This window comes from Cupriavidus sp. BIS7 (genome assembly GCF_000292345.1).
Lineage (GTDB): Bacteria > Pseudomonadota > Gammaproteobacteria > Burkholderiales > Burkholderiaceae > Cupriavidus.
In genome coordinates, this window is the sequence record NZ_ALOU01000049.1 from 129,273 (window position 1) to 153,029 (window position 23,757).

Below are 23,757 nucleotides of genomic sequence, written 5' to 3' on the forward strand. Positions count from 1 at the left end.
AGCGAGGAACCATCATGCGGCGAGCATTCATTCGGGCCACGGCGGCGCTGGCCGCCATCGGCCTCACGGCAAAGGCGGCGGCTGCGCAGTCGCCCTCGTCCACGGCAACGTCGGGCAAGGGCCGCGTCAAGGTCGTCTACCAGTTGTCCGAGGGCATCGACCAGGCCGTCCGTGCGATGGCCAACCTGCGCAATCACCTGAATGCCGCGCCAGACACGAAGATCGTCGTGGTGGCATTCGGCTACGGCGTCGATTTCCTGGTCGAAGGCGCCAAGGATTCGCGCGGCAACACGTTCGAAGCGCCCGTGGCGGCGCTGACGTCGTCGGGTGTGGATTTCCGCGTCTGTCACAACACGCTGAACGCGCGCCACATTTCCGAGCAGAACCTGCTGATGGATGCCAAGGTCGTGCCCGCCGGCGTGGTGGAGGTGGCGCGTCTGCAGTTCGAAGAAGGCTACGCGTATCTCAAGCCTTGAGCGGCTGTCATGCGGCACTTCGGTGGTGCGCGGATCGCACCTGAGTGGTGCCTGAGGCCCCGAAACTGATTTCCCGGAAGTCCGGCCATGAGCCCCTGGGCCGGACCCGTATAACAAGCCTCCGCTGCCCAGCCATGCAGCGCGATGGCGAGGAGAACGCCCCGATGGTTTCCCCGCGCAATATTCCTCGCAATACCCGCCGCATGCGGCGCGCCGCGCCCGCCGTCCTGGCCGTGGCCGCCGTGGCCGCAGCCCTGTCCACGTCGCTCTCCGCGCCCGCGCTGGCGCAGGGCAGCACCGCCGAAGAACTGGCCAAGTACCGCCAGATGCTGGCAGAAGGCAATCCCGCCGAACTGTGGGAAGCCGCTGGCGAGGAACTGTGGAAAAAGCCTGCCGGCCCGAAGAACGTGTCGCTCGAACAGTGCGACCTCGGCAAGGGTCCGGGCGTGACCAAGGGCGCCTACGCGGAACTGCCGCGCTACTTCAAGGACACCAACAAGGTCATGGACCTGGAGCAGCGCCTCGCTTACTGCCGTGTGACGCTGCAGGGTCTGACGCCGGAAGAGGCGACGAAGAACCCGTTCTCGTCGCAAGGCAAGCCATCCGATATCGAACGCCTGGCCGCGTACCTGGCCGGTGAATCGCGTGGCGTGAAGATGAACGTCCAGCTCACGCATCCCGAAGAAAAACGGGTCTACGCGCTGGGCCAGAAGATGTTCTTCTATCGCGGCGGCGCGTATGACTTTGCCTGCGCCACCTGCCATGCGGTGGATGGCCAGCGCATCCGCCTGCAGGACCTGCCGAACCTGCTGACATCCAAGGGCGCCGAGGCCGCGTACACCACGTGGCCCGCGTATCGTGTCTCGCAGGGCGAGGTTCGCACGATGCAGCACCGCCTCTATGACTGCCTGCGCCAGCAGCGCTTCCCCGAACCGGCCTACGGCTCCGACGTCATCACCGCCCTGTCGCTGTTCCTGGCGAAGAATGCCAACGGCGGCACGTACGATGGCCCGAACATGAAGCGCTAAGCAGGGGGAACAAGATGAACAAACTCCAAACGATCGCGCTGATGGGCCTGGTGGCGCTCTCCGGCGCCGGCACGCAGGCGCTGGCACAGACTGCGGCCAAGACCACGAAGGTCACCGACGCCGATGTGCGCCAGATGATCGAATCGTCGTTCACGTCGAAGGGGCCGGCAACGGTCGAGGGCGTGCTGAACCAGGATGCCACGCAGAAGGCGTGCAGCCAGTATCCCGATCGCACCAAGGTACCGGCCGCCGTGGCGAAGAAGGTGGAAGCCGCCGAGCTGAAGCAGGTGAAATACCCCGCCGACAACAACTGGATTGGCGACTGGAAGGAAGGCGAGAAGATCGCGCAGAACGGCCGTGGCATGCAGTTCACCGATACGGTGGGCGGTACAAACGGCGGCAACTGCTACGCGTGCCATCAGCTGACCAAGGCCGAGATCTCGTTCGGCAATATCGGCCCGTCGCTCTACAACTACGGAAAGCTGCGCGGCAACTCGCAGGAAGTGGTCCGCTACACGTGGGGCAAGATCTGGGATTCCAACGCGTTCAGCGCATGTTCCAACATGCCGCGCTTCGGCCACAAGGGCATCCTGACCGAACAGCAGATCCGCGACGTGATGGCGCTGCTGCTTGATCCGGCATCGCCCGTCAATCAATAAGGGGCACGCAATGCGGGTTCGGCGCGTTGCAATCGCATGGATGCTGACACTGGCTGCCGCGTTTGGCGCGGCGGCTCAGGTGACGGCACAGGCGGCGGAGGTCGGCGACGTGATTCGCGTGCCCGACGTGAAGCTGCTCGATGGCCGCACCGTGCCCGCCTCGCAATGGGCCGGCAAGCCGCTGGTCATCGAGTTCTGGGCCTCGTGGTGCCCGTTCTGCGCGCTGCAGAATCCGCGGCTGCAGGCCCTCTACGACAAGACACGCGGTACGTCCTTGCAGGTGCTGACGATCAGCATCGACAAGCATCAGCACGAAGCGACGGCGTACCTGAAACAGCGCGGCTACACCTTCCCGGCGACGATGGATTCCGACGCACTGCGCCAAGCGTTCGGCAAGCGGCGTGGCCTGCCGGAGCTGTACGTGCTCGATGGAAATGGCCGCGTGGTGCAGAAGGAAGTGGGCGAGATGCTCGACGACGAGGTTGCCGCCCTGGCGCGCTACGGCAATCGCTGAGCGCATACGTATCGAACGGAAATCAGCATGAATCGACGCGAGTTCCTGCAGGTGCTGGCAGTGGCCGGCGCCGGTGGCATGGCCTTCCCGAGCGGTGAGGCGCAGGCCGCTCGTGCCGCGCAGCAGCTCTATGACGTGCCGCGCTTCGGCAACGTGCATCTGCTGCACTTCACCGATTGCCACGCGCAACTGCGCCCGGTGCATTTCCGCGAGCCCAATGTGAACCTGGGCGTGGCGCAGTGGGCGGGCAAGCCGCCGCATCTGGTCGGACAGGCATTCCTGCGCGAATACGGCATCCAGCCGGGCACAGCCGCAGCACACGCGTTCACGTACCTCGATTTCACCGACGCTGCGCAACGTTATGGCAAGGTCGGCGGGTTTGCGCATCTCTCGACGCTGATCCAGCGCATGAAAGCCAGCCGGCCCGGCGCGCTGCTACTCGACGGCGGCGACACCTGGCAAGGATCGGCCACGGCGCTGTGGACCAAGGGCCAGGATATGGTCGACGCCGCGCTGCAGCTTGGTGTCGACGTGATGACGCCGCACTGGGAGATGACGCTCGGCGCCGAGCGCGTCAAGCAGATCGTCGATAACGACTTCAAGGGCCGCGTCTCGTTCCTGGCGCAGAACGTCAAGACCAACGACTTCGGCGACCCCGTCTTCGACCCGTACGTGATTCGCGACATGAACGGCGTGGCCGTGGCGATCATCGGCCAGGCCTTTCCGTACACACCGATCGCCAACCCGCGCTACTTCGTGCCCGACTGGACCTTCGGCATCCAGGAGGAGAACCTCCAGCAGGTGATCAACGACGCGCGCACCAAGGGCGCGCAGGTGGTGGTGCTGCTGTCGCACAACGGCATGGATGTCGATCTCAAGCTCGCTTCGCGCGTGCGCGGGCTCGACGCGATCCTCGGCGGCCATACGCATGACGGCGTGCCAGCCCCGGTGCACGTCAGGAATCCCGGCGGGGTGACGCTGGTGACCAATGCGGGCTCCAACGGCAAGTTCCTTGGGGTGCTCGACTTCGATGTGCGCAATGGCAAGGTGGCCGACTTCCGCTACAAGCTGCTGCCGGTCTTCGCCAACTACCTGCCGGCAGACCCGGCAATGGACGCGCTGATCACCAAGGCCCGCGCGCCTTACGAGACAAAGCTCAGCGAAGTACTCGCGATCAACCGCGGCCTGCTGTATCGCCGCGGCAACTTCAACGGCACGTTCGACCAGCTCATCCTCGATGGCCTGATGGCCGTGCAGGACGCCGAAATCGCGTTCTCGCCGGGCTTCCGCTGGGGCACAACGCTGCTGCCCGGCGAGAACATCACGATGGAAGCGCTGATGGACCAGACGGCCATCACCTATCCGTACACCACCGTCACGCCGATGACCGCCGACACCATCAAGACGATCCTCGAGGACGTGGCGGACAACTTGTTCAACCCTGATCCGTATTACCAGCAGGGCGGCGACATGGTGCGAGTGGGCGGGCTGCAATACACGATCGACCCCAACCAGCCGATCGGCAAGCGGATCTCCGACATGCGCCTGGGCGGCAAACTGCTGGAGTCCGGCAAGACCTACAAGGTGGCCGGCTGGGCCCCGGTATCGGAAGACGCCCGCCAGACGGGCGGGACGCCAATCTGGGATGTGATGGCGCAGTGGCTGCGAGCAAGCAAGGAAGTCAGCGCCCGCCCATTGAACCTGCCGACCGTGCGCGGCATGGGCGGCAACCCCGGAATGACGGCCGCCTGACATCGGCGCAACGGTCGGGCGGATGCGATTGAAAGGCCGCCTGAACGCGGCTACAATCGTTCGCTACGGGCCGATAGCTCAGCTGGGAGAGCGCTGCGTTCGCAATGCAGAGGTCGGGAGTTCGATCCTCCTTCGGTCCACCAGATGCAAAAAGGGCTTGGCAAATTGCCAAGCCCTTTTTCTTTTTCAGTCTTGCAGAGTTCCCGCGCTACCGGGTCAAGAAGATGTACTGAACGCCGTCATCGTTGACGCTGAAGTTCACGTAGGCCGAGTCGTCCAGCACGTACTGGTACGCCTGCATCGTGACGAATACCGGCCACGGCTTCTTGATCGGCTGTCCAAGCGTGGACGTAAGTTTCTGACTGCTGTCGCCAATCTTGATGCCCTTCACGGAGCCGCTGTACGGCGCATCCATGCGAATGATTTCGGCCTTGCCCGTCGCGCTGAAGAACACCCAGATGCCTTTGGTGCGCAGATGAAGGACGGATTTCCCTTTGTTGGGATCCACGGCTCCCGCTGGCAGCGCCGGTGAGCGCTCAATCGGCTCGGGGTCTATCGATGTGTTCAGGGCAGCCTTGACCGATTGCACCTCGTCACCGAGCTTGACTGGCAGTCCCGGCAAACCGCTTTGTTGAGCATATGCACTGACCGGTGCAGCGATGGCAGTCAGCGACAGCAGAGATGCGGCGAACAGCTTTCTCATTGTTTGTTTCCCCCCGTTTGGGACACTCTGTTCAGATTTATGTGAATCCAACCCACCAGCGAGGCTAGCAAAAGTGAGTCATTGCTGCTGCACCCGGCGGTAGGGTGTCGCTGCGAGGCAACATGCGCGCGTTTGAAGCTGGATACGGGGCCGACGCTCTTACCCCGCCATCTGCCGCCGCCGCATCTGGCGCCACTCCATCCACTGCCAGGACAGCAGCGCCGGCACCCCGAACACGATCTCGCGAGCGCGCTTGACCAGTGCGAGCGCCAGCGAGGTTTGCGGATCGATGCCAAAGCTCGTGCCCAGCAGCACGATCACCGCTTCCTGCACCCCAAGCCCCGCCGGGATGAAGAACGCGACCTGCCGGGCCGCCAGTGTCAGTGCCTCGATGGCCAGCGCCTCGCCAAAGCCCACCGGATGGCCAAGCAGCGATAGTCCCCACCAGACTTCCAGCGTTCCCACTGCCAGCCCGACCATCTGCCAGATCAGCGTGCGCAGCAGCACGCTGTAGCGACGGCACAGTTCGCGGATCTGCGCATCGAGCCGGACGCCGTCGATCAGCGCAGCAAGCTTGTGGTCGTCACCGAGCATTTGCTGCGCGAACTTTTCGAGCTTGGCGAACCACGTGCCATGGCGCAACGCATACGCGAACAACGCGGGAATCGGCAGCGACAACAGCAGCCCGATGGCAACAAGCAGGCCGTGGTCACTGTCCTGCGTGGTGGAAACCAGCAGCAGCACGCCCGCCAGCGCGAACAGGTAGTGCGCGAACATCGTCACCATCACTTCGATCACGACGCTCGCGGTTACCGCCGTGCCGTCCGGTACGCGGCGCCATGCCAGGCGGATGCCAACAAGCTCGCCGCCGATGCCGGCGGTGGGCAGCAACCGAGTCACGGCTTCACGCACGGTGGCGATCCAGAGCAGGAAGGTGGTTCCCGCGCGCTTTTCCGGATCAGCCGGCGCCAGCAGGACTCGCCAGCCGTAGGCGTCGAACCATAGTGCGACCAGGTGAATCGGCACCAGCCATAGAAGCGGCCATCCAGCCTGCACGAGGATGTGCGCCACTTCGGCGATACCCTCCATGGCTACAACAACCGTCAGAATCAGCAGACCGGCCAGGACACCCAGCAGGGCAAAGCGTTTCATCGAAGTCCAGCGTAAAGATCAGAGAAGCCTCCGCGCTGCGGAGCAAAGTGGTCCGCAGCGGCACGCACGCGCGGAGAAAGCAAGGCAGCCAGTTCATCGGCATGCCGGTAGCCGGCCATCGACGCACCCACCTCTGCGCCAGATGTCACGGCGGGATGCAGGTACATCTCGACCACGCCACGCGGCAGCCGCTCGAATGCGGACAGCAGTGTCGGTTCGTCCATGGTCCCGGTATCGGACAGGCCCAGCACGAAATCGTTATGCGCAATGCCAGCGCGGCGCAGGCGTGCGCGCAGCAGCGCCAGCCATGGCCGCAGCAGTAACGGCCCGCCGGCCTCACGCGGCAGCCGTACCGCGCGCATGCCGTACTCGCGCCCGATCCGGAGGATCAGCGACAGTACGGTCGGGTGCAGGTGGAAGTGCTTGTGCGCGTTGACGTGGTCAAGCGGCAACCCGGTTTGCGCGAAGGCGTCGAACTGCGCGCGGATCTCCGCGGCCAGTTGCTTGCGTACGTATGGCAGGAAGAAGAAGCGGAAGCCGTCGCGCGCCATGGCGCTGCCAAAGCGGCCGTCTGCATCGACGAGATCCGGAATCCTCTCGCGAGGCAGCGTGGCGGCGCCATCGGCCAGCACCAGATGCAGGCCCACGCGCAGACCGCGCAGCCGACGCGCGCGCTCCACCGCATCGGCGGCGGCTGGCGCGCTGACCATCAGGCTTGCCGCGTTCAGGATGCCCTGGCTATGTGCGCGCTCCACGGCCTCGTTGACGTCGCGGTGCAAGCCGAAGTCATCGGCAGTGACGATCAGCAACTGGCCGTGGGTCATGCAGGTTATGCCTCGTGCGAGCGCAGGAAGCGGAAGAACTCCACGCCTTCGCGCAGGCGCCGCTTGGTCATGTTCCAGCTGCTCGCCATCTCCTTGACGATCTCCCAGATCTTGCTGGGGCGGAAGTAGAAACGTTTATAGAACGTTTCGACGCCGTGGTAGATCTCTTCGCGGCTCAGGTGCGGGTAGCTGATCGCAGCCAGTTGCACGCCCTTGTCGTTGACCAGGTGGATGACCTTGTTCTCTTCGAGCCAGCCGTTTTCCACGGCCTGGTTGTAGAGCGTGGTGCCCGGATACGGCGCGGCCAGCGACACCTGGATCGTGTGCGGATTGATCTCCTTGGCGTACTCGATCGTCTTCTCGATGGTCTCGCGGGTTTCGCCGGGCAGGCCCAGGATGAACGTGCCGTGGATCTGGATGCCGAGCTTGCGACAGTCCTCGGTGAAGCGGCGCGCAATATCGGTGCGCAGCCCCTTCTTGATGTTCAGCAGGATCTGGTCGTCGCCCGATTCATAGCCCACCAGCAGCAGACGCAGGCCGTTCTCCTTCATGACCTTCAGCGTGCTGTACGGCACATTGGCCTTGGCATTGCACGACCATGGCAGGCCGATCTTGCCCAGGCCGCGCGCAATCTCTTCCACGCGCGGCTTGAAGTCCGTGAAGGTGTCGTCGTCGAACATGATCTCGCGCACTTCCGGCATGTTCTCCTTGATCCATTTCACTTCGTCGATCACGCTCTGCGCGGATCGCGTGCGATAGCGATGCCCACCCACCGTCTGCGGCCACAGGCAGAACGTGCAGCGCGAACGGCATCCGCGACCCGTGTAGATCGACACGTACGGGTGCATCAGATAGCCGATGAAGTAGTTCTGGATCTTCAGGTCGCGCTTGTAGACCGGGGCAACGAACGGCAGTTCGTCCATGTTCTCGATCATCGGGCGCGCCGGATTGTGCTCGATCGATCCATCGGGCAGGCGATAGCTGAGCCCCGCGATCTCGGCCAGCGGCTTGCCGGCGGCAACGTCCTGGCACGTGTAGTCGAATTCCTCGCGGCAGACGAAGTCGATCGCCTTGGTGGCGGCCAGCGAGCCGCCGGGGTCCACTGCGGTCTTGGCGCCGACCATGCCGATCATGATGTCGGGGCGGCTCTCTTTCAGCTCCTCGGCAAAGCGGGCATCGGTCGGGAACGATGGCGTGCTCGTGTGGATGATCACGAGGTCGTAGTCGACCGCGATATTGAGCGTCTGCTCCACACCGATCCCATCTGCCGGCGCGTCGAGCACGCGGCTGTTCGGCACCAGTGCTGCCGGCTGCGCGAGCCAGGTCGGGTACCAGAACGATTTGATTTCGCGTTTGGCCTGATAACGTGATCCGGCGCCGCCATCAAAACCGTCATACGAAGGGGCCTGAAGAAAGAGCGTTTTCATCGGGGGCTATCCTGAGGGTGGGGCGTAGTCGAATAGATTGGCTTGGGCAATGCCGGCCGGCTGGCCGGCTGCGTTGCCGATTGAGAGGGCGGAGCGTCGGTCGTCGTCATGACGTGGCCGCGCCAGTGTACGCGGCCGCCCGTCAATGCGGCGGCCCACTCCACCAGTAACAGTGAGTCGCGCAACGGCGCGCGCAATGCCGCGCCGAAGCCGTCCGCTGTCAGGCTGCGCGCAAGCGCGCCAACCAGGGCAGTCAGGAAAATCGCGAAATGCGGTGCAAGCACGCATCCGAGCACCAGCATTGGCCAGGTGCACGTCAGGAACATGAAGAAGAAGCCCGGCGCGCTTAGCGAACGAATCGTGCGCAGCCAGCGCAACTCATGACGCCACAGTGCACGCAGGCTGGTTTCCGTCACATCGGTTTCCACGACAACATCTGACAGAACAGTCTTCCAGCCCGATTTCCGGGTCAGTTCGCCGAGCCAGAAGTCATCGGCCAGCCGGTTGGCCAGCGCGCGGAATCCGCCGATCGCATTGAGCGTGTCGCGGCGCAGCGCAATCGTCGCGCCGAACGCGAAGCGGCGCGATCCGCCAGCGTGGGCCACGCGCACCGACGGCGCAAACCATTCGTTGATGAAGGCCGCGCCAAGGCGCGACCAGATGCCGTCCACGGGGCGTCCCCGGTACAGGCAGGTCACCACGCCGACATGCGGGTCACCGAGCGGCCCGGCCAGTCGCCGCAGATAGTCGGGAGGTACCGCGATGTCGCTGTCCGCGATCACGAGGTGATCATGCCGTGCGGCGCGGAACAGATTGATAAGATTGCTGACCTTCGGGTTGCGTCCGTGCGTGCGCGAATCGACGACAAGTGCGATGTCGCGTTCCGGGAAGTCTGCGCGCAGACGGTTCACGATCGCGATTGCGGGATCGTCATGGGCACAGACGCCAAAGACAAGCTGGTAGTCGGGGTGGTCCTGCCGGCACAAGCCGGCCAGGTTCTCGTAGAGTCGCGGCTCGGCGCCACACAACGGTTTCAGGACGCTGATCGGAGCGAAGTGCTGCGGCACTGCGGCGCCCGCGGGACGTTTGCGGCTGACGCATGCGGCCACGATGGCGTAGACCGTTGCGGCCTCAACCATCAGCTGTCCCACTGTAGCGGTCCAGATGGCACTCATCGTCTTGCCCCTTGCATGCGACCAAACATCACTGCACGACCTGAACGGCGCGCTGTGCACGTTGCGAGACTACGTCCGCCCCGAACTGAAGACGAGGGCCTATTATTGCCGCCATACGTGCGTTACACCACAACGAGGCTGTAATAATTTGCGTTGACGCAGCTTTCCTGCACCACTGTGCATCGCCGTGATTAATCCTGGATTAATGGCATTGCCCTTCAGGGCCCTGTCACCACGGCGTAAAAGTGCTACGGTATGCACGAACTGCCCGAACGTTATCCTGATCCCGCAATACCAAAATCATGCGCGATAGTCACATCGCAAGCGAACCTTCCGCTCCGGCAATCAGCCAGAGCGACGAACATGCGCAAGCGCGCCATCTGGCTGGCCGCCGCAGCACGCTGGTCAGCGTATTCGTCAATATCGGCCTGACCATTGCACAGGCCACGGTCGGGTTTCTGGCCGGGTCACAGGCCCTGATTGCAGATGCGATGCATTCGCTTTCCGATCTGGTTTCCGATTTCGTGGTGCTGTTCGCGGGGCATCACAGCCGCAAGGGTGCCGACACCGATCATCCTTATGGGCATCAGCGCTTCGAGACCGCCGCCTCGCTGGCGCTCGGTGCATTGCTGCTGGCGGTTGGCGTGGGCATGCTCTGGACGGCGGTCGGCAAGATCCAGCATCCGGAAGGCATCCCGCCGGTGCAGACCATCGCGCTCTGGGCCGCACTGGGTGCGCTGGCGGCCAAGGAACTGCTGTTTCGCTACATGCTGCACGTGGCTGAACGGGTCAGGTCGAGCATGCTCGTTGCCAATGCCTGGCATGCCCGTTCCGATGCGGCGTCTTCGCTGGTGGTGGCGCTCGGTGTCGGCGGGAATCTGCTGGGCTACCACGTGCTCGATCCCGTGGCAGCCATCGTGGTTGGCCTGATGGTGTCGCGCATGGGGCTGAAGTTCGGCTGGGACGCCCTCAGCGACCTGATGGACCATGCTGCCGACGAGGATACCGTTGCCGCGCTGCACGCCACGATGCTGGAAACGCCAGGCGTGCTCGGGCTGCACGACCTGAAAACGCGCAAGATGGGTGACATGATCCTGGTGGACGTCCACCTGGAGATCCAGGCGGACCTGACCGTCGAGCAAGGGCACGCCATCGCTTCGGAAGCGGCCCGTCGCGCGATGGAGCGCGACGACGTTCTCAATGTGATGACGCACGTGGACCCGGTGAGGGTCCCGCGCGAGGCCCCCCGCGAGGTCTCGCGTGGGGCAAGGCTGTCAGTGTAGTTCGCTGCGTCGGTACAGGCTCAGTCCCACGGCCAGGAAGGCCAGCATGCCCGCACAACTCCGGTTCACCCACTGCACGGCGCGCGCAGACATCGTGCGCATGGCGTGCTGCCCGCCAAACGCGTAGATCATCATCATCACGATGTCCATGACGGCGGCCACCACGGCCAGGATCGTGTATTGCAGCGCCACGGGCTTGTCCGGATGGATGAACTGCGGGACGAAGGCCGATGTGAACAGCAGCGTCTTGGGGTTGGACAACGCGACAAACAGCGCGCGCAGGAAGGCAGCCCAGCCGTTGGCCGATGCAGCACCCGACGTGGCCGTCAGTGCCTGCACCGGCGCCCGCCACAGACCCCATGCCAGATAAAGCAGGTAAGCCGCGCCGATCCACTTGATGACGGTGAACATCTGCTCGGATGCCAGCAGCACGGCGCCAAGCCCGCAGCCCACCGCCCCAATCAGGATCAGGTCCGCCAGCGCGGCGCCCGCGATTCCGCAGGCTGCCACCCGCATGCCCCGCGTGGCGCCATTGCTCAGCGCCAGCAGCATCGTCGGGCCAGGCGTCACCACCACGGCGGCGACGGCGATCATGTACAGCAACAGGGTAGTGGCATCCATGGCAGGACTCCGGAAGATCGACGCGCCAGTTTGACGCGATCGCCGGAGCCGCGCACGTAAAACCTGCCTCAGCCTGTGGACATCTTGATGTGCATCTGGGGAAAACCGCGTGAACAGCCTGTGAACTGGCTGGGGGTGGCTTGTGGGACGTATACGAACAACCAGGCACGTATACGTCCCGGGCTCGAACGGCCGAAAAACTGTGCACCCGCTTTCCACGTATACGCCGCGCGCTTGCCCAATGGGTTATCTGCTTGGCAAGCCATTGATGTGAAAGGACAAATCACGGTTATCCACGGCTGATGGGCAGTGTTAACCATTACTACTATTACTTATGTATACGTAAACAATGTAAAGGCACGTATACGTAGCATTGCGGGAACAGGCGGGAACGGGGAAATTCGCTCCCGGCGCCCCCACCCCAATGCCACCTAGCGCGGCACCTTGAACGCCTTGCGTGCTCGCTGCACCTCGGCGCGGGTCCAGCAGCCCTCGCGGTGATCGTTGACGAGGCCCATGGCCTGCATCAGCGCGTACATCGTGGTTGGGCCGACAAACTTCCAGCCGCGCTTCTTCAGATCCTTCGACAACGCTGCCGCCTCTGGACAGGTGGTCATCGCCTTCAGCACTTCGGGCGTGAGCTTGCCGGGCCGGCTCTTCGGGTCGGGCTCGAACTTCCAGAAATACGCCGCGAGTGACGATTCGGTCTCCAGCAGTTCCCGCGCGCGTTGGGCGTTGTTGATCGCCGCCTCGATCTTGCCGCGGTGCCGCACGATGCTGGCATCATCGAGCAGCCGTTCCACGTCACGCTCGTCAAAGCGGGCCACCTTGTCGATCTCGAAATTGGCAAACGCGCGGCGGAATGCCTCACGCTTGCGCAGGATCGTCAGCCAGCTCAGGCCAGACTGGAAACCCTCCAGGCACAGTTTTTCGAACAGCCGCCGGTCGTCGTCGACCGGAAAGCCCCATTCCTGATCGTGGTAGTGGCAGTAATCCTCGAGCGTGCCGCACCACCCGCAGCGTTCCCGTTGCTGTAGTGCGGATGTCGATCTGGTCATGCGGCTGGGCTCCTTGCAGGGGTGGTGGGACGTGCGCCGTAGCGATCATGCGCTTGCGGCAGGATCGCGTAAAGGCTGGATTCGGACATCTGATCGGGCAAAAAAAAGCCAACCCGGAGGTTGGCTTCTTTCCCGTGCGCGTCGGCGGTCAGGCCAGCTTCTTGCCGGTGCGGTCGTGCATGAAGATCAGCGCAACGAAGCTGATGGCGGCGGCGGCGATCACGTAGTACGCCGGGGCCAGCTTGTTGTGCGTCGATTCGATCAGCCACGTGACGATCAGCGGGGCAAAGCCGCCGAAGATCGTCACCGCGAAGTTGTAGGCCAGCGACAGGCCGGTCGAGCGGACTTCGGTCGGGAACTGCTCGGCCAGCACGGCGGGCGCCGGGCCCGTGAAGGCAGCCAGCAGGATGCCCAGGACGATCTGTACCTGCAGCAGCGTGGCGGTGGTGGGCGCCACGTTGAGCCAGTGGAACAGCGGGTAGGCCAGCACGCCGATGGCCAGGGCCACGACCCCGAGCATGCGCTTGCGGCCCACGCGGTCGGACAGCATGCCCATCAGCGGGCACAGCACCAGGATGATTGCCCCGCAGATGGCGGTGGACTGGAACGTCGCACCCAGCGGCAAGCCAAGCTGCTGCTTGGCGTAGGACGGCATGTAGAACACCAGCACGTAGGTGCAGACGGTCCAGAGGATGGTCACGCCCAGGCCGGCCAGCACTTCGCGCGGGTGGTCGCGCAGCACCTGCGACAGCGGCGAGAACTTCACATGGCTGGCGCGACGCTCGGCCTGGCGAGCCTCGAACTCGGGCGGTTCTTCCAGGTGCGAGCGGATGTACATGCCGACCGGGCCGATCAGCAGGCCGAACAGGAACGGGATGCGCCAGCCCCAGGCGTCGATCTGCGCCTGGTCCAGACCGTTGGTCACCAGCGCACCCATTGCTGCGCCGAGCATGAAGGAAATGCCCTGGCTGGCCTGCTGCCAGCTTGCGTACATGCCACGCTCCTCGTCGGGGGCGTGCTCGATCAGGAAGGCTGTTGCGCCGCCGACTTCGCCACCGGCCGAGAAACCCTGGATCAGGCGGGCCAGCACGATCAGCGCGGGCGCCCACAGGCCGATCGACTCGTATGTCGGGGCCAGGCCGATGATTGCCGTACCCAGTGCCATCAGCAGGATGGTCAGCGTCAGGGCCGCCTTGCGGCCCACGCGGTCGGCGTAGACGCCGAGCACGATCGCGCCCACCGGGCGCATGAAGAAGCCCACGCCGAACGTGGCGACGGTCAGCAGGAACGACGTGAGGTCATTGCCGGTTGGGAAGAACAGCTTGGCAATGATGACGGCGAAGAAGCTGTAGACAGTGAAGTCGAACCATTCCAGGCCATTGCCGATGGTTGCAGCGATGATCGCGCGTCGTCGGGTGGCTCTGGACAGCTGATTGGCAGATGTTGCGGTAACGGACATGGCGCTAATGACAACGATGAAAGGACCGATGGATGCCCCCGCCAGTTTGTGCCCTGGCAGTGGCGCAAGGCGCCATCTTAAGCGATTCCTTACATCCTGGTCCCGGTCACGGGCTAGCCCGGGTGATGTCCGTGATGGTGTCCGTGATGTGCGTTGTGGTTGGCAGCGGGTGGCGCCTTGTCCGCATCGGCTGCCTTTCGAGCCACGGTGTCGGGCTTCTTGCGTGTGAACCAGAGCCAGATGGCACTGGCCACCCATCCGGTGACGAATACGGTATCCCCGGCGTGATTGAACAGTGCTGCGGCGTAGGGGATGCCGAAGACGCTGGCAAGTGTCTCGGCCGGCAGCCTTGCAATGATCCATAGCAGCACGGCGGGGATGCTGCCGTAAACGCCGGGTTGCCACCACAGGGCGTGGGGCAGGGCGTGCGGGGGATCGAAACGCTTGGCCACGGGGGTTCTCCAGCCGACGTCCGGCACGTTGTCTGGGTGCGGGGGCGTCGTGTTCCCCATCATAGGCCGATTCCCATTGCGCCGGTCACATGTGGATCCGAAAGCGCTGCAGGTTGTGTGCGGTATCCAACGCCCGGATGCGCGGCACGATGGCTGGCGCGGCAGATGTTGAAGTTTTTTGCACGAGGTATCCGCAAATGGCTTGTGTCAGCGCCTGTCTTCCTTGCCAGACTTGAGGCATTGAACAAATGGACTGAATGCTCGCGCCATGACCACCATGCTTCCCGTTGTCTACGTGTCCCACGGCTCCCCGATGCTTGCGATCGACCCGGGCCAGACCGGCGCCGCCTTCGACGCGCTGGGCGAGAACCTGCGCGCGCTCAAGCCCAAGGCGGTGCTGGTGATCTCCGCTCACTGGATCTACAGCACGCTGGCGGTCAGCACGCGCGGCCAGCAGGAAGCGTGGCACGATTTCGGCGGCTTTCCGCGCGAGCTCTACACACTGCGCTATGACGCGCCGGGTTCCCCGGAACTGGCCGCGCGGGTCAAGACCCTGATCGAGGCCGCGCATGTTCCGGGGGCCGGCTTCGTGGCCGAGGACGAGGACCGGCCGCTGGACCACGGTGCCTGGATGCCGCTGCGCCATTTCTTCCCCAAGGCCGACGTGCCGGTAGTCCAGCTTGCGTTCAATCCGTACCTGAGCCCGGCCACGCAGATCGAGATCGGCCGCGCGCTGGCGCCGCTGCGCGAGGAAGGTGTGCTGGTGATCGGCTCGGGCAGCTTTACCCACAACCTTCGCGAAGTATTCGGCGCGGGCGAGCGCCGCGCGCAGCATGGTCCGGAGACCGAGCCGTATGTGGACGAGTTCCGCAACTGGATGCAGGACGCGCTGGGCGAGGCGCTGGCCACCGGCGACGTCAGCCGCATTGCCGATTACCGTGCTCAGGCGCCGCATGCACGTCGGGCTCACCCGACCGATGAGCACCTGTTGCCGTTCTACGTGGCACTGGGTGCCGCGATCGGTCCTGTGTCGGTGGCGTCAGGTCCAGCACGGGTGGACCGCATTGCCGACGAGGTCACATACGGCGTGCTGGCAATGGATACGTTCGTGTTCGATGGCATCGGCACAGGCCATGCGCCGCTGCCGCAGGCTGCCTGAGGGCAAGAACGATTACGCGGGGGCGGTGCCGGTGCGCAGCAGACCGCGCTGGTGCAGCGCGAACGCAAACGCGCCCAGCGCCGCGATGGCGAGCGCCACCATCACCCACAGCATCAGCCAGTAGCCGCCGCCGGCACGCCAGAGCAGCGCGCCGAACCACGGCGCAGCGGCCTGCATCAGCAACACCGGGGTCATCATCAACCCGTTCAGCGTTGCGTAGTGATGCCGCGAGATCAGTTCGGGCATCGCCATGGCACGCAGCATCGTGTTGACGCCGTTGGCGCAGCCGTAGCAGATGGCTGCGAACATCAGCCAGTATCCGCTTCCGATTGCCAGGCACACCAGGCCGATGCACATCACGATGTAGACCGGCATCGACAGCCGCACCGGCTGATCGATCGGCAGCCGCGCCATGACAAGCCGCCCGGCCACCTGCGCGGGGCCGATCAGCGCGGCCACGACGAGTTGCTGCGCAACAGGCATGCCTTTCTCGGTCAGCAGCGGGATCAGGTGCGCGCCAAGCAGCGAGGCAATGACGGCGGTGGCCGTGAACGCCAGCACCACGGCCCAGAACACGGGCTGGCGAAGCGTCATGCGTGCGATGCCGGACGACGCCGCGCCGCCCAGCGGGGAGCCCGTGTGCGCGTAGGACGGATGCACCGCGTAGCGCAGCCGCGCGTGCAGCGGCACGCAGACGAACAGGTTCAGTGCCGCGAAGATGACCAGCGTCTGGCGCCAGCCCAGATGGATCACCAGCCATTGCGCCAGCGGAATGAAGATCGTGCTGGCGAAGCCCGCCAGCAGCGTCACATGGACGATTGGTTTCTGGTAGCCGTCGCCCCACGCCTGACGCAGGACGACGAACGCCGGCTCGTAGAGCGTCGAGGCCATGGCCACCCCGAGCGGAATCCACATCAGCAGGAACATCGCCGGTGATGGACACCACGCCCACAGCAGCAGGCCGATGGCGGCCAGCACCGAGCCTGCCCCCATCACTTTGCGCGCGGGCACGCGATCCAGAAGCCGGCCCACCGCGAACGAGCACATCGCCCAGACCAGCAGCCCCAGCGAGAACCCGCCGGCCAGGAATGGCTTGCTGTAGCCGAGCGACTGGTGCATCGGTTCGATGAAAACCGTAAAGGCGAAGTAGAGCGTGCCCCAACTGATGATCTCGGTGACGCCAAGCGTCCAGAGGATTTGGCGGGGCGGCAGCGCAGGGGCGCCGGAGGGGTGGGAATCGGAAGGTGCAGTCATGGCGCGCCCGACGCAGATTGGGGGGCGCCGGTGGCAATGCTTGATCGATGAAGCCGAAATTGTATCGGCGCGGGCGTGCCTGCGGGAAGGCACTTTTCGTGGCCGGCGCTCAGGCCGTGTCCGCCGGCCCCTTCAGTTCCACCGTGTTGCCGTCCGGGTCTTTCACGTAGATCGACGGGCCGCGGCCTTCGGCGCCGAAGCGCTGTTCGACGGGTCCGGCATCGACATGATGAATGCGCAGGTGCGCGAATATCTCATCGGCATCGAACGGATCGATACGCAGGCAGAAGTGATCGAGATTGCGGCCTTCCACGCCGGGGCCTGCGCCGCCCGCGTGCCCGATCGGGCCATCGAGCGATACCAGGTCGATCAGCCCACTGCCGGCACGCAACTGGGTCAGGCCGAACGCCGGTTGCTCGCGCTCGACTGTGCAGCCGAGCACGTCCACGTAGAAACGCACGAGCCGGGGGACGTCGGCCGAGCGCAGGACCAGATGATCGATGCCGCGGATCTTGAGCATGGTTAGCGGTGCAGGCCGTCGTAGTCGATGACCTTGAGGCTGGACAGGTCGATATCGTCGACGCAGCGCACGTTGACGGCCGCCGTGGGATTGCCCTGCGGATCGACAGCTTCGGCATAGGGCCCGCAGCCGCAGACGGGGCAGAAGCGGTGCGCGATCTTCATCGTGTTGAAGCGATAGGTCGACGCGTTTTCATCGGGCGTCTTCAGCCGGAACTGCGCCTTCGGCACGAACCAGAGCAGATGGCCGCGCCGGCGGCAGATCGTGCAATTGCACTGCATTACTGTGGTGATCTCGCCGTCCGCCTCGAAGGCGACGCGGCCGCAATGACAACTTCCCTGGTAGGTAGTCATGGAAGCTCCTGTGGATCAGATCATTGATCGGGAATCAGCCGCTTGCCCAGACTGACCACGGCATCGCGGGTATAGCCAAGCTCGTCGTAGAACGCCAGCACGGCGTCGTTGCCTTCGCGCACCATCAGGTTGAGCTTCGGGCAGCCACGTTCGATCAGCAGCGCCTCGGCGCGAGCCATCAGCATACGCCCATAGCCGCGCCCCTGAAAGGCGGGGTCCACGGCCAGGTAGTTGACCCAGCCGCGATGCCCGTCGAAGCCGACCATGGCCGATGCGCGCACATGCCCATCCACTTCGCCGACCAGGAACAGTTCGGGCTGCGTGGTCAGCTTGCGGGCGATGTCCTTGTGCGGATCGTTCCACGGGCGGGTCAGGCCGCAGGCTTTCCACAGGTCGACAACGGCGGATTCGTCAGCGAGGTGGTAGGGGCGGATCTGCATGGCGGGGCGGTGAGTGTGTCGGCCTGTCAGTGTAGCTTTGGCTGGCGGAAACAAGAACGGCGCGGGCTTTGCGCCCGCGCCGTCTTTTTCTACTGCCTCAGCCCATCAAGCTGCCTGCTGACCCGCCTGCGGATTGCGGAACTGCGCGAGGAGTTTTTCCCACTTGCCACGTGCGGCCTTGAGGTTGTTGTCCTTCACGTGACCGAACCCGCGAATATCGTCGGGCAGGTTGGCCAGCGACACAGCCGTGCCGTGATTGGCCGTGCTCAGGCCCTTCGACAGTTCGTCCAGCAACGCACGATACTCGCCGATCAGCGCGCGTTCCGTGCGGCGTTCCTCGGTCTTGCCGAAGATGTCGAGCGGACCGCCGCGCAGGCCCTTGAGCTTCGCAAGCAAGCGGAACAGCGTCATCGTCGACGGACCAAAGCGGCGCTTGACCAGGCGACCCTTGTCATCGCGCTTGGCCGTGGTCGGCGGCGCGAGCCAGAAGTTCAGCTGATAGTCACGGCCCGGCTCGCCTTCGAACTGCGCGCGCAGCTTGTCCAGGAAGATCGGATCGGTGTAAAGGCGAGCCACTTCGTACTCGTCCTTGTACGCCATCAGCTTGGCCAGGTTGCGCGCCGCGGCTTCCGTAAGGGGCAGCGGCTTGCCAGCGCCGACCAGTTTGCTTTCGGCCGCGCGCACGCGATTGACCACATCGCGATATTGCTCGGCATAGGCCGCGTTCTGGTACTTCGTCAGCAGGTCGATGCGGGTGGCGATCAGCTTCTCAAGCAACGCGCCCGACGACGTCGGCAGCTTCACCACATCGGCGCCCTCGGTCTGAGCCTTGAGCTTGCCGGTCAGCGACAGCACGTGATCGGGGTCATGCGCCATATGGCGGCCCCAGTCGAATGCGGCCTTGTTCTTGTCGACCGACACACCGTTCAGTTCGATGGCACGTACGAGCGCTTCGAGCGACAGCGGAATCCAGCCCTTCTGCCACGCATAGCCCAGCACGAGCGGATTCGTGTAGATCGCATCGCCGAGCAGCGCCACGGCCAGCGCGCTGGCGTTGATGAAGTCGCACGCATCGCCCACCGCATTGCGGATGTCCTGCTCGGCCGACACGCCCGGGAACTGCCACTTCGGGTCCTTGATGAACGCGGCGGTCGGGGTTTGTGCCGTGTTGACCACTGCGCGCGTGCGACCCGTCTGCGTCTTCGAGATGACTTCGTCGGTAGCAGAGACGATGGCGTCGCAACCAATCACGAGATCGGCTTCGCCCATAGCGATGCGCGTGGCGTGCAGGTCATCGGGCTTTGCCGCGATCTGTACGTGCGACAGCACGGCGCCGCCCTTCTGTGCCAGGCCCGCCATGTCCAGCACGGTCACGCCCTTGTTTTCCAGGTGCGCGGCCATGCCAAGCAGGCCGCCGATCGTCACCACGCCGGTACCACCCACGCCGGTCACAAGGATGCCGTACGAGCGGCGCATCGCGGGTAGCGCGGGTTCCGGCAGCGCGGCAAGTCCGCCCATCGAGATGCCGGTTGCCGAAGGCTTGCGCACCTGCGCGCCTTCAGCCGTGACAAAGCTCGGGCAGAAGCCGTTCACGCACGAGAAATCCTTGTTGCACGACGACTGGTTGATCTGGCGCTTGGTGCCTAGTTCGGTTTCGAGCGGCTCCACCGACAGGCAGTTCGACTTGACCGAGCAATCGCCGCAGCCTTCGCACACGGCGTCGTTGATGAACGCGCGGCGTGCGGGATCGGGGAACGTGCCGCGCTTGCGGCGGCGGCGCTTTTCCGTGGCGCAGGTCTGGTCGTAGATCAGGATCGTGCAGCCCGGCACCTCGCGCAGTTCGCGCTGGATGTCATCGAGCTGTTCGCGCGGATGAACGGTCAACCCTTCGGGCAGCTTGATCGCGCTGTTGTACTTCTCGGGCTGGTCCGTGACGATGACGATCTTCTTCGCGCCCTCGGCAGCCACCTGGAAGGCAATGTCCTGCACCGACAGTTGGCCGTCGACAGGCTGGCCGCCGGTCATCGCCACCGCATCGTTGTAGAGGATCTTGTAGGTGATATTCACGCCGGCCGAAATCGACGCACGGATCGCCAGCAGGCCCGAGTGGAAGTAGGTGCCATCGCCCAGGTTGGCGAACACGTGCTTGTCGCCCGCAAACGGCGCCTGACCGATCCACGCCACGCCTTCACCGCCCATCTGGCTGAACGTGCTCGTGTTGCGGTCCATCCACACAGTCATGTAATGGCAGCCGATACCGGCCAGCGCGCGCGAGCCTTCGGGCACGTTGGTCGACGTATTGTGCGGGCAGCCCGAGCAGAACCACGGCTTGCGTTCGGCCGTGACGCGCGGGGTAGCCAGCGCCTTTTCCTTGGCCTGGATAATCGCCAGGCGAGACTCGATGCGCGCGCGGATATCGCTCGGCAGTTCGAATTTCTCAAGCCGCGTGGCAATCGCCTTGGCGATGATTGCCGGCGACAGCTCGTAGTGGGCCGGCAGCAGCCAGTTGTTCTGCGGGATCGACCATTCGCCGCCCGCGTTGTCCTTTTCGTCGAACTTGCCGTAGACCTTGGGGCGCACGTCGTCGCGCCAGTTGTACAGCTCTTCCTTGAGCGCGTACTCCATGATCTGGCGCTTCTCTTCGACGACCAGGATCTCGTGCAGCCCTTCGGCAAACGCACGCGCGCCGTGTGCTTCCAGCGGCCATACGCAGCCGACCTTGTAGAGGCGGATGCCAATGCGCGCGCAGGTCTCGTCGTCGAGACCAAGGTCAGACAGCGCCTGACGCGTATCGAGGTACGCCTTGCCGCCAGTCATGATGCCAAAGCGCGCGTGCGGCGAATCGATCTCGATGCGGTCGATCTTGTTGGCGCGCACATAGGCCAGGCCCGCGTACCACTTGTAGTCGAGCAGGCGTGCTTCCTGTTCGAGCGGCGGGTCGGGCCAGCGGATATTCAGGCCGCCCGGCGGCAGCGCGAAGTCATCGGGGAGGACGATCTGCACGCGGTGCGGATCGAGTTCGACCGAGGCCGACGATTCCACCACGTCGGTCACGCACTTCATGGCCACCCATAGACCCGAGTAGCGGCTCATGGCCCAGCCATGCAGGCCGTAGTCCAGATACTCCTGCACGTTCGACGGGTAGAGCACAGGCAGGCCACAGGCCTTGAACATGTGCTCGGACTGGTGCGCCAGCGTGGAGGACTTGGCCGAGTGATCGTCACCGGCCAGCACCAGCACGCCGCCGTGCTGGCTGGAACCGGCTGAGTTGGCATGTTTGAAGACGTCGCCGGTGCGGTCTACGCCCGGTCCCTTGCCATACCACATGCCGAACACGCCATCGAACCTGGCGTCCGGATACATGTTGACCTGCTGCGATCCCCAGACGGAGGTGGCGGCGAGGTCTTCGTTCAGGCCGGCCTGGAACACGACGTTGTGCGCTGCCAGGTGCTTCTTGGCCTTCCAGAGCGATTGATCGAGCGCGCCGAGCGGCGAGCCGCGATAGCCGGAGATAAAGCCTGCGGTATTCAGGCCGGAGGCGCGGTCACGTTCCTGCTGCAGCATCGGAAGGCGTACGAGTGCCTGCGTGCCGCTGATGTAGATGCGGCCGCGTTCTAGCGTGTACTTGTCTTCCAGGGAAACGTTTTCGAGCGCGCGACGGATTGCGTCGCTGACCGGAGGGGTCAGTGGGGCATTCATTTGTGCTCCTCTACGGGCATGCTGTCGGGATCACCGACACATCAGTTGTGGGCAGCCGTTCGCAGTCTCTTGTGGAGCCTTTGTACGGCCGTGTCTCTGCGCGGCATGGTAGCACCGGCGTGCCGCCCGCGGTACCGTGCGATGCAGCATAAATCGCGTCCAGGACCCCCGTGATTTCCCGTATACGCATGCGCCAGGCGTGTACACTGCGGTGCATCCAAATGGCGCACACGCGGACAACCATGTTGATCGCGCGCCACCGCGCCGGGCTCCGGCGTGGTGCAACCCGCCCATCCTGACTGACCATGACCAATTCCCCTCGCCAGGGCGCGACCCTGGCCGTGCTGATCGACGCCGACAACGCGGCGCCCGCCATCGTCGAAGGCCTGCTGGCCGAAGTGGCCAAATACGGCGTGGCCGCCGTCAAGCGCATTTATGGCGACTGGACCCGCCCGAACCTGTCGGGCTGGAAGGACCGCCTGCTGGCGCACTCGATCCAGCCGATCCAGCAGTTCCGCTACACCGTGGGCAAGAACGCCACGGACAGCGCGATGATCATCGACGCGATGGACCTGCTCTACACCGGGCGCTTCGACGGTTTCTGCATCGTCTCGAGCGATAGTGACTTCACGCGGCTGGCATCGCGCATTCGCGAACAGGGCCTGATCGTCTACGGCTTCGGCGAACGCAAGACGCCCAAGCCGTTCGTGACCGCCTGCGACAAGTTCATCTACTCGGACGTGCTGCGTGCCGATGCGGATGCCGACGCGGACACCGAGACCGGGGCCGCCCCGGCGCGCCGCCGGAACACCCAGGAGCTGCGTCAGGACTCGCGCTTGGTGCGGCTGCTGCAGAGTGCGTCGCAGGCCGTGTCCGACGAGGACGGATGGTCGACGCTCGGCGGCATTGGCAACTACATCGCCAAGCAGGCGCCGGAATTCGATTCCCGCAACTACGGCTACGGCAAGCTCTCCGAACTGGTGACTGCAACGAACCTGTTCGAAGTGGAAACGCGCAACGGCGGCAACAACAAGACCATCTGGGTGCGGCTGAAGAAGCGCGGCAAGGGTGAGGGCGCTGGCCAGCCGCAACCGGCGCAGCCGGCACAGCAGCAACCTGCACAACCGCAGGCTCAGCCGACGCAACAGGCGCAGCAGCAGCGACACGCGCCAGCGCGATCGGCACCGCAGGTCCCGGCTCCCGAGCCTGCCGCCGAAGTCGAAACGATTGCCGAACCCGTGGCAATGTTTGTCGCTGAAGCCGAGGATGAGGAGAGCGAGAGCGCTGGCTCAGCATCGACGCTGATTCCGGAAACGGTGGAGGCGCCGGAGGAGCAACCGAAGGCGCGCGACAAGCGCAACAGGCGCCCGGACGTGAAGCTCAGCGATACGCCGTGGCCGATCGACCAGTCGGTATTTGCGGCGCCGGGCATGACAGTGCTTCCGGCGCACGTGGACGCGCCCGCAGCGCCGGAAGCCGTGGCGGAAGCGCCTGCGGATGCCGTGAAGAAGCCGGCGAAGAAGGCTGCAACGAAGCCGGCAGAGAAGAAGCCTGCCGCGAAGAAGGCCGCACCGCGCAAGCGTGCGCCGGCGAAGAAGGCGGCGGTGGCTGCCGAAGAGTAAGCGCCGTCGCAACTTGATGTGCTGGCCCTCTCCCCCAGCCCCTCTCCCGCTGAACTGACCCCATAAAGTTGGAGAGGGCAGCGAACCAGCGGCCTTTGCTATACCCCTGGTGTTCTCCCCTCTCCCG

22 protein-coding genes and 1 tRNA gene are annotated in these 23,757 nt (G+C 64.5%); 9 read left to right on the forward strand and 14 right to left on the reverse strand.

What is annotated here, in order from left to right:
- Positions 1 to 14: 14 nt before the first annotated feature.
- The 6 genes from B552_RS0118180 to B552_RS0118205 all read left to right on the forward strand — a co-directional run bounded on the left by B552_RS0118180 (position 15) and on the right by B552_RS0118205 (position 4,572).
- On the forward strand, positions 15 to 476 hold the full coding sequence (locus tag B552_RS0118180) for a DsrE family protein (protein ID WP_019450479.1): 462 nt from the start codon (positions 15 to 17) through the stop codon (positions 474 to 476).
- 164 nt (positions 477 to 640) lie between these two features.
- Positions 641 to 1,504: a sulfur oxidation c-type cytochrome SoxA gene (gene soxA, locus B552_RS0118185; RefSeq protein WP_019450480.1), complete on the forward strand. Its 864-nt coding sequence runs from the start codon at positions 641 to 643 to the stop codon at positions 1,502 to 1,504.
- A 14-nt stretch (positions 1,505 to 1,518) separates the two neighbouring features.
- On the forward strand, positions 1,519 to 2,163 hold the full coding sequence (gene soxX / locus B552_RS0118190) for a sulfur oxidation c-type cytochrome SoxX (protein ID WP_019450481.1): 645 nt from the start codon (positions 1,519 to 1,521) through the stop codon (positions 2,161 to 2,163).
- Between the two features lie 10 nt (positions 2,164 to 2,173).
- Complete coding sequence (locus B552_RS0118195; protein WP_026035789.1) at positions 2,174 to 2,677, forward strand: TlpA disulfide reductase family protein; 504 nt, start codon at positions 2,174 to 2,176, stop codon at positions 2,675 to 2,677.
- A 27-nt stretch (positions 2,678 to 2,704) separates the two neighbouring features.
- Entirely contained in the window at positions 2,705 to 4,429 is a 1,725-nt protein-coding gene (gene soxB / locus B552_RS0118200; protein WP_019450483.1) for a thiosulfohydrolase SoxB, read from the forward strand.
- A gap of 67 nt (positions 4,430 to 4,496) precedes the next feature.
- Positions 4,497 to 4,572, forward strand: a tRNA-Ala gene (locus B552_RS0118205).
- A 65-nt stretch (positions 4,573 to 4,637) separates the two neighbouring features.
- Here B552_RS0118205 and B552_RS0118210 read toward each other — a convergent pair.
- The 5 genes from B552_RS0118210 to hpnI form a co-directional block, all read right to left on the reverse strand.
- A complete protein-coding gene (locus B552_RS0118210) occupies positions 4,638 to 5,132 on the reverse strand; it encodes a hypothetical protein (RefSeq protein ID WP_019450484.1) in 495 nt (164 codons plus the stop codon).
- A 159-nt stretch (positions 5,133 to 5,291) separates the two neighbouring features.
- Complete coding sequence (locus B552_RS0118215; protein WP_019450485.1) at positions 5,292 to 6,284, reverse strand: lysylphosphatidylglycerol synthase domain-containing protein; 993 nt, start codon at positions 6,282 to 6,284, stop codon at positions 5,292 to 5,294.
- Complete coding sequence (hpnK, locus tag B552_RS0118220; RefSeq protein ID WP_019450486.1) at positions 6,281 to 7,108, reverse strand: hopanoid biosynthesis-associated protein HpnK; 828 nt, start codon at positions 7,106 to 7,108, stop codon at positions 6,281 to 6,283. The genes B552_RS0118215 and hpnK overlap by 4 nt, the downstream gene beginning before the upstream one ends.
- A 5-nt stretch (positions 7,109 to 7,113) precedes the next feature.
- Positions 7,114 to 8,535 carry a hopanoid biosynthesis associated radical SAM protein HpnJ gene (hpnJ, locus tag B552_RS0118225; RefSeq protein WP_019450487.1) on the reverse strand — a complete coding sequence of 474 codons (1,422 nt, stop codon included), beginning with the start codon at positions 8,533 to 8,535 and terminating at the stop codon, positions 7,114 to 7,116.
- On the reverse strand, positions 8,532 to 9,710 hold the full coding sequence (hpnI, locus tag B552_RS0118230) for a bacteriohopanetetrol glucosamine biosynthesis glycosyltransferase HpnI (RefSeq protein ID WP_019450488.1): 1,179 nt from the start codon (positions 9,708 to 9,710) through the stop codon (positions 8,532 to 8,534). Before hpnI ends, hpnJ begins: the two co-directional genes overlap by 4 nt.
- Before the next feature lie 302 nt (positions 9,711 to 10,012).
- Here hpnI and B552_RS0118235 point away from each other — a divergent pair, with 302 nt between their 5' ends.
- Positions 10,013 to 10,993, forward strand: a complete 981-nt coding sequence (locus B552_RS0118235) for a cation diffusion facilitator family transporter (RefSeq protein ID WP_019450489.1) — start codon at positions 10,013 to 10,015, stop codon at positions 10,991 to 10,993.
- Here the strand turns inward: B552_RS0118235 and B552_RS0118240 are convergent.
- The 4 genes from B552_RS0118240 to B552_RS0118255 form a co-directional block, all read right to left on the reverse strand.
- A complete protein-coding gene (locus B552_RS0118240) occupies positions 10,985 to 11,614 on the reverse strand; it encodes a LysE family translocator (RefSeq protein WP_019450490.1) in 630 nt (209 codons plus the stop codon). The genes B552_RS0118235 and B552_RS0118240 overlap by 9 nt on opposite strands.
- Positions 11,615 to 12,045: 431 nt before the next feature.
- Positions 12,046 to 12,672 (reverse strand): DNA-3-methyladenine glycosylase I, encoded by a 627-nt coding sequence (locus tag B552_RS0118245; RefSeq protein ID WP_019450491.1) that lies wholly within the window; start codon positions 12,670 to 12,672, stop codon positions 12,046 to 12,048.
- A gap of 148 nt (positions 12,673 to 12,820) precedes the next feature.
- On the reverse strand, positions 12,821 to 14,131 hold the full coding sequence (locus B552_RS0118250) for an MFS transporter (RefSeq protein WP_019450492.1): 1,311 nt from the start codon (positions 14,129 to 14,131) through the stop codon (positions 12,821 to 12,823).
- Between the two features lie 113 nt (positions 14,132 to 14,244).
- On the reverse strand, positions 14,245 to 14,583 hold the full coding sequence (locus B552_RS0118255) for a hypothetical protein (RefSeq protein ID WP_019450493.1): 339 nt from the start codon (positions 14,581 to 14,583) through the stop codon (positions 14,245 to 14,247).
- Between the two features lie 277 nt (positions 14,584 to 14,860).
- On the opposite strand from B552_RS0118255, the gene B552_RS0118260 reads away from it, so the two are divergent.
- Positions 14,861 to 15,742: a class III extradiol ring-cleavage dioxygenase gene (locus B552_RS0118260; RefSeq protein ID WP_026035790.1), complete on the forward strand. Its 882-nt coding sequence runs from the start codon at positions 14,861 to 14,863 to the stop codon at positions 15,740 to 15,742.
- 12 nt (positions 15,743 to 15,754) lie between these two features.
- Here the strand turns inward: B552_RS0118260 and B552_RS0118265 are convergent, their stop codons facing one another.
- From B552_RS0118265 to B552_RS0118285, 5 genes are all read right to left on the reverse strand, one after another.
- Positions 15,755 to 16,996 carry an MFS transporter gene (locus B552_RS0118265; protein ID WP_019450495.1) on the reverse strand — a complete coding sequence of 414 codons (1,242 nt, stop codon included), beginning with the start codon at positions 16,994 to 16,996 and terminating at the stop codon, positions 15,755 to 15,757.
- A gap of 109 nt (positions 16,997 to 17,105) precedes the next feature.
- Positions 17,106 to 17,516: a VOC family protein gene (locus B552_RS0118270; RefSeq protein WP_019450496.1), complete on the reverse strand. Its 411-nt coding sequence runs from the start codon at positions 17,514 to 17,516 to the stop codon at positions 17,106 to 17,108.
- Positions 17,517 to 17,518: 2 nt separating this feature from the next.
- On the reverse strand, positions 17,519 to 17,869 hold the full coding sequence (locus B552_RS0118275) for a GFA family protein (RefSeq protein ID WP_026035791.1): 351 nt from the start codon (positions 17,867 to 17,869) through the stop codon (positions 17,519 to 17,521).
- Between the two features lie 20 nt (positions 17,870 to 17,889).
- Positions 17,890 to 18,309, reverse strand: coding sequence for a GNAT family acetyltransferase (locus tag B552_RS0118280; protein WP_019450498.1), 420 nt, complete (start codon positions 18,307 to 18,309; stop codon positions 17,890 to 17,892).
- A 105-nt stretch (positions 18,310 to 18,414) separates the two neighbouring features.
- Positions 18,415 to 22,008, reverse strand: coding sequence for an indolepyruvate ferredoxin oxidoreductase family protein (locus tag B552_RS0118285; RefSeq protein ID WP_019450499.1), 3,594 nt, complete (start codon positions 22,006 to 22,008; stop codon positions 18,415 to 18,417).
- Positions 22,009 to 22,313: 305 nt separating this feature from the next.
- On the opposite strand from B552_RS0118285, the gene B552_RS0118290 reads away from it, so the two are divergent.
- Complete coding sequence (locus tag B552_RS0118290; RefSeq protein WP_019450500.1) at positions 22,314 to 23,630, forward strand: NYN domain-containing protein; 1,317 nt, start codon at positions 22,314 to 22,316, stop codon at positions 23,628 to 23,630.
- Positions 23,631 to 23,757: the final 127 nt, after the last annotated feature.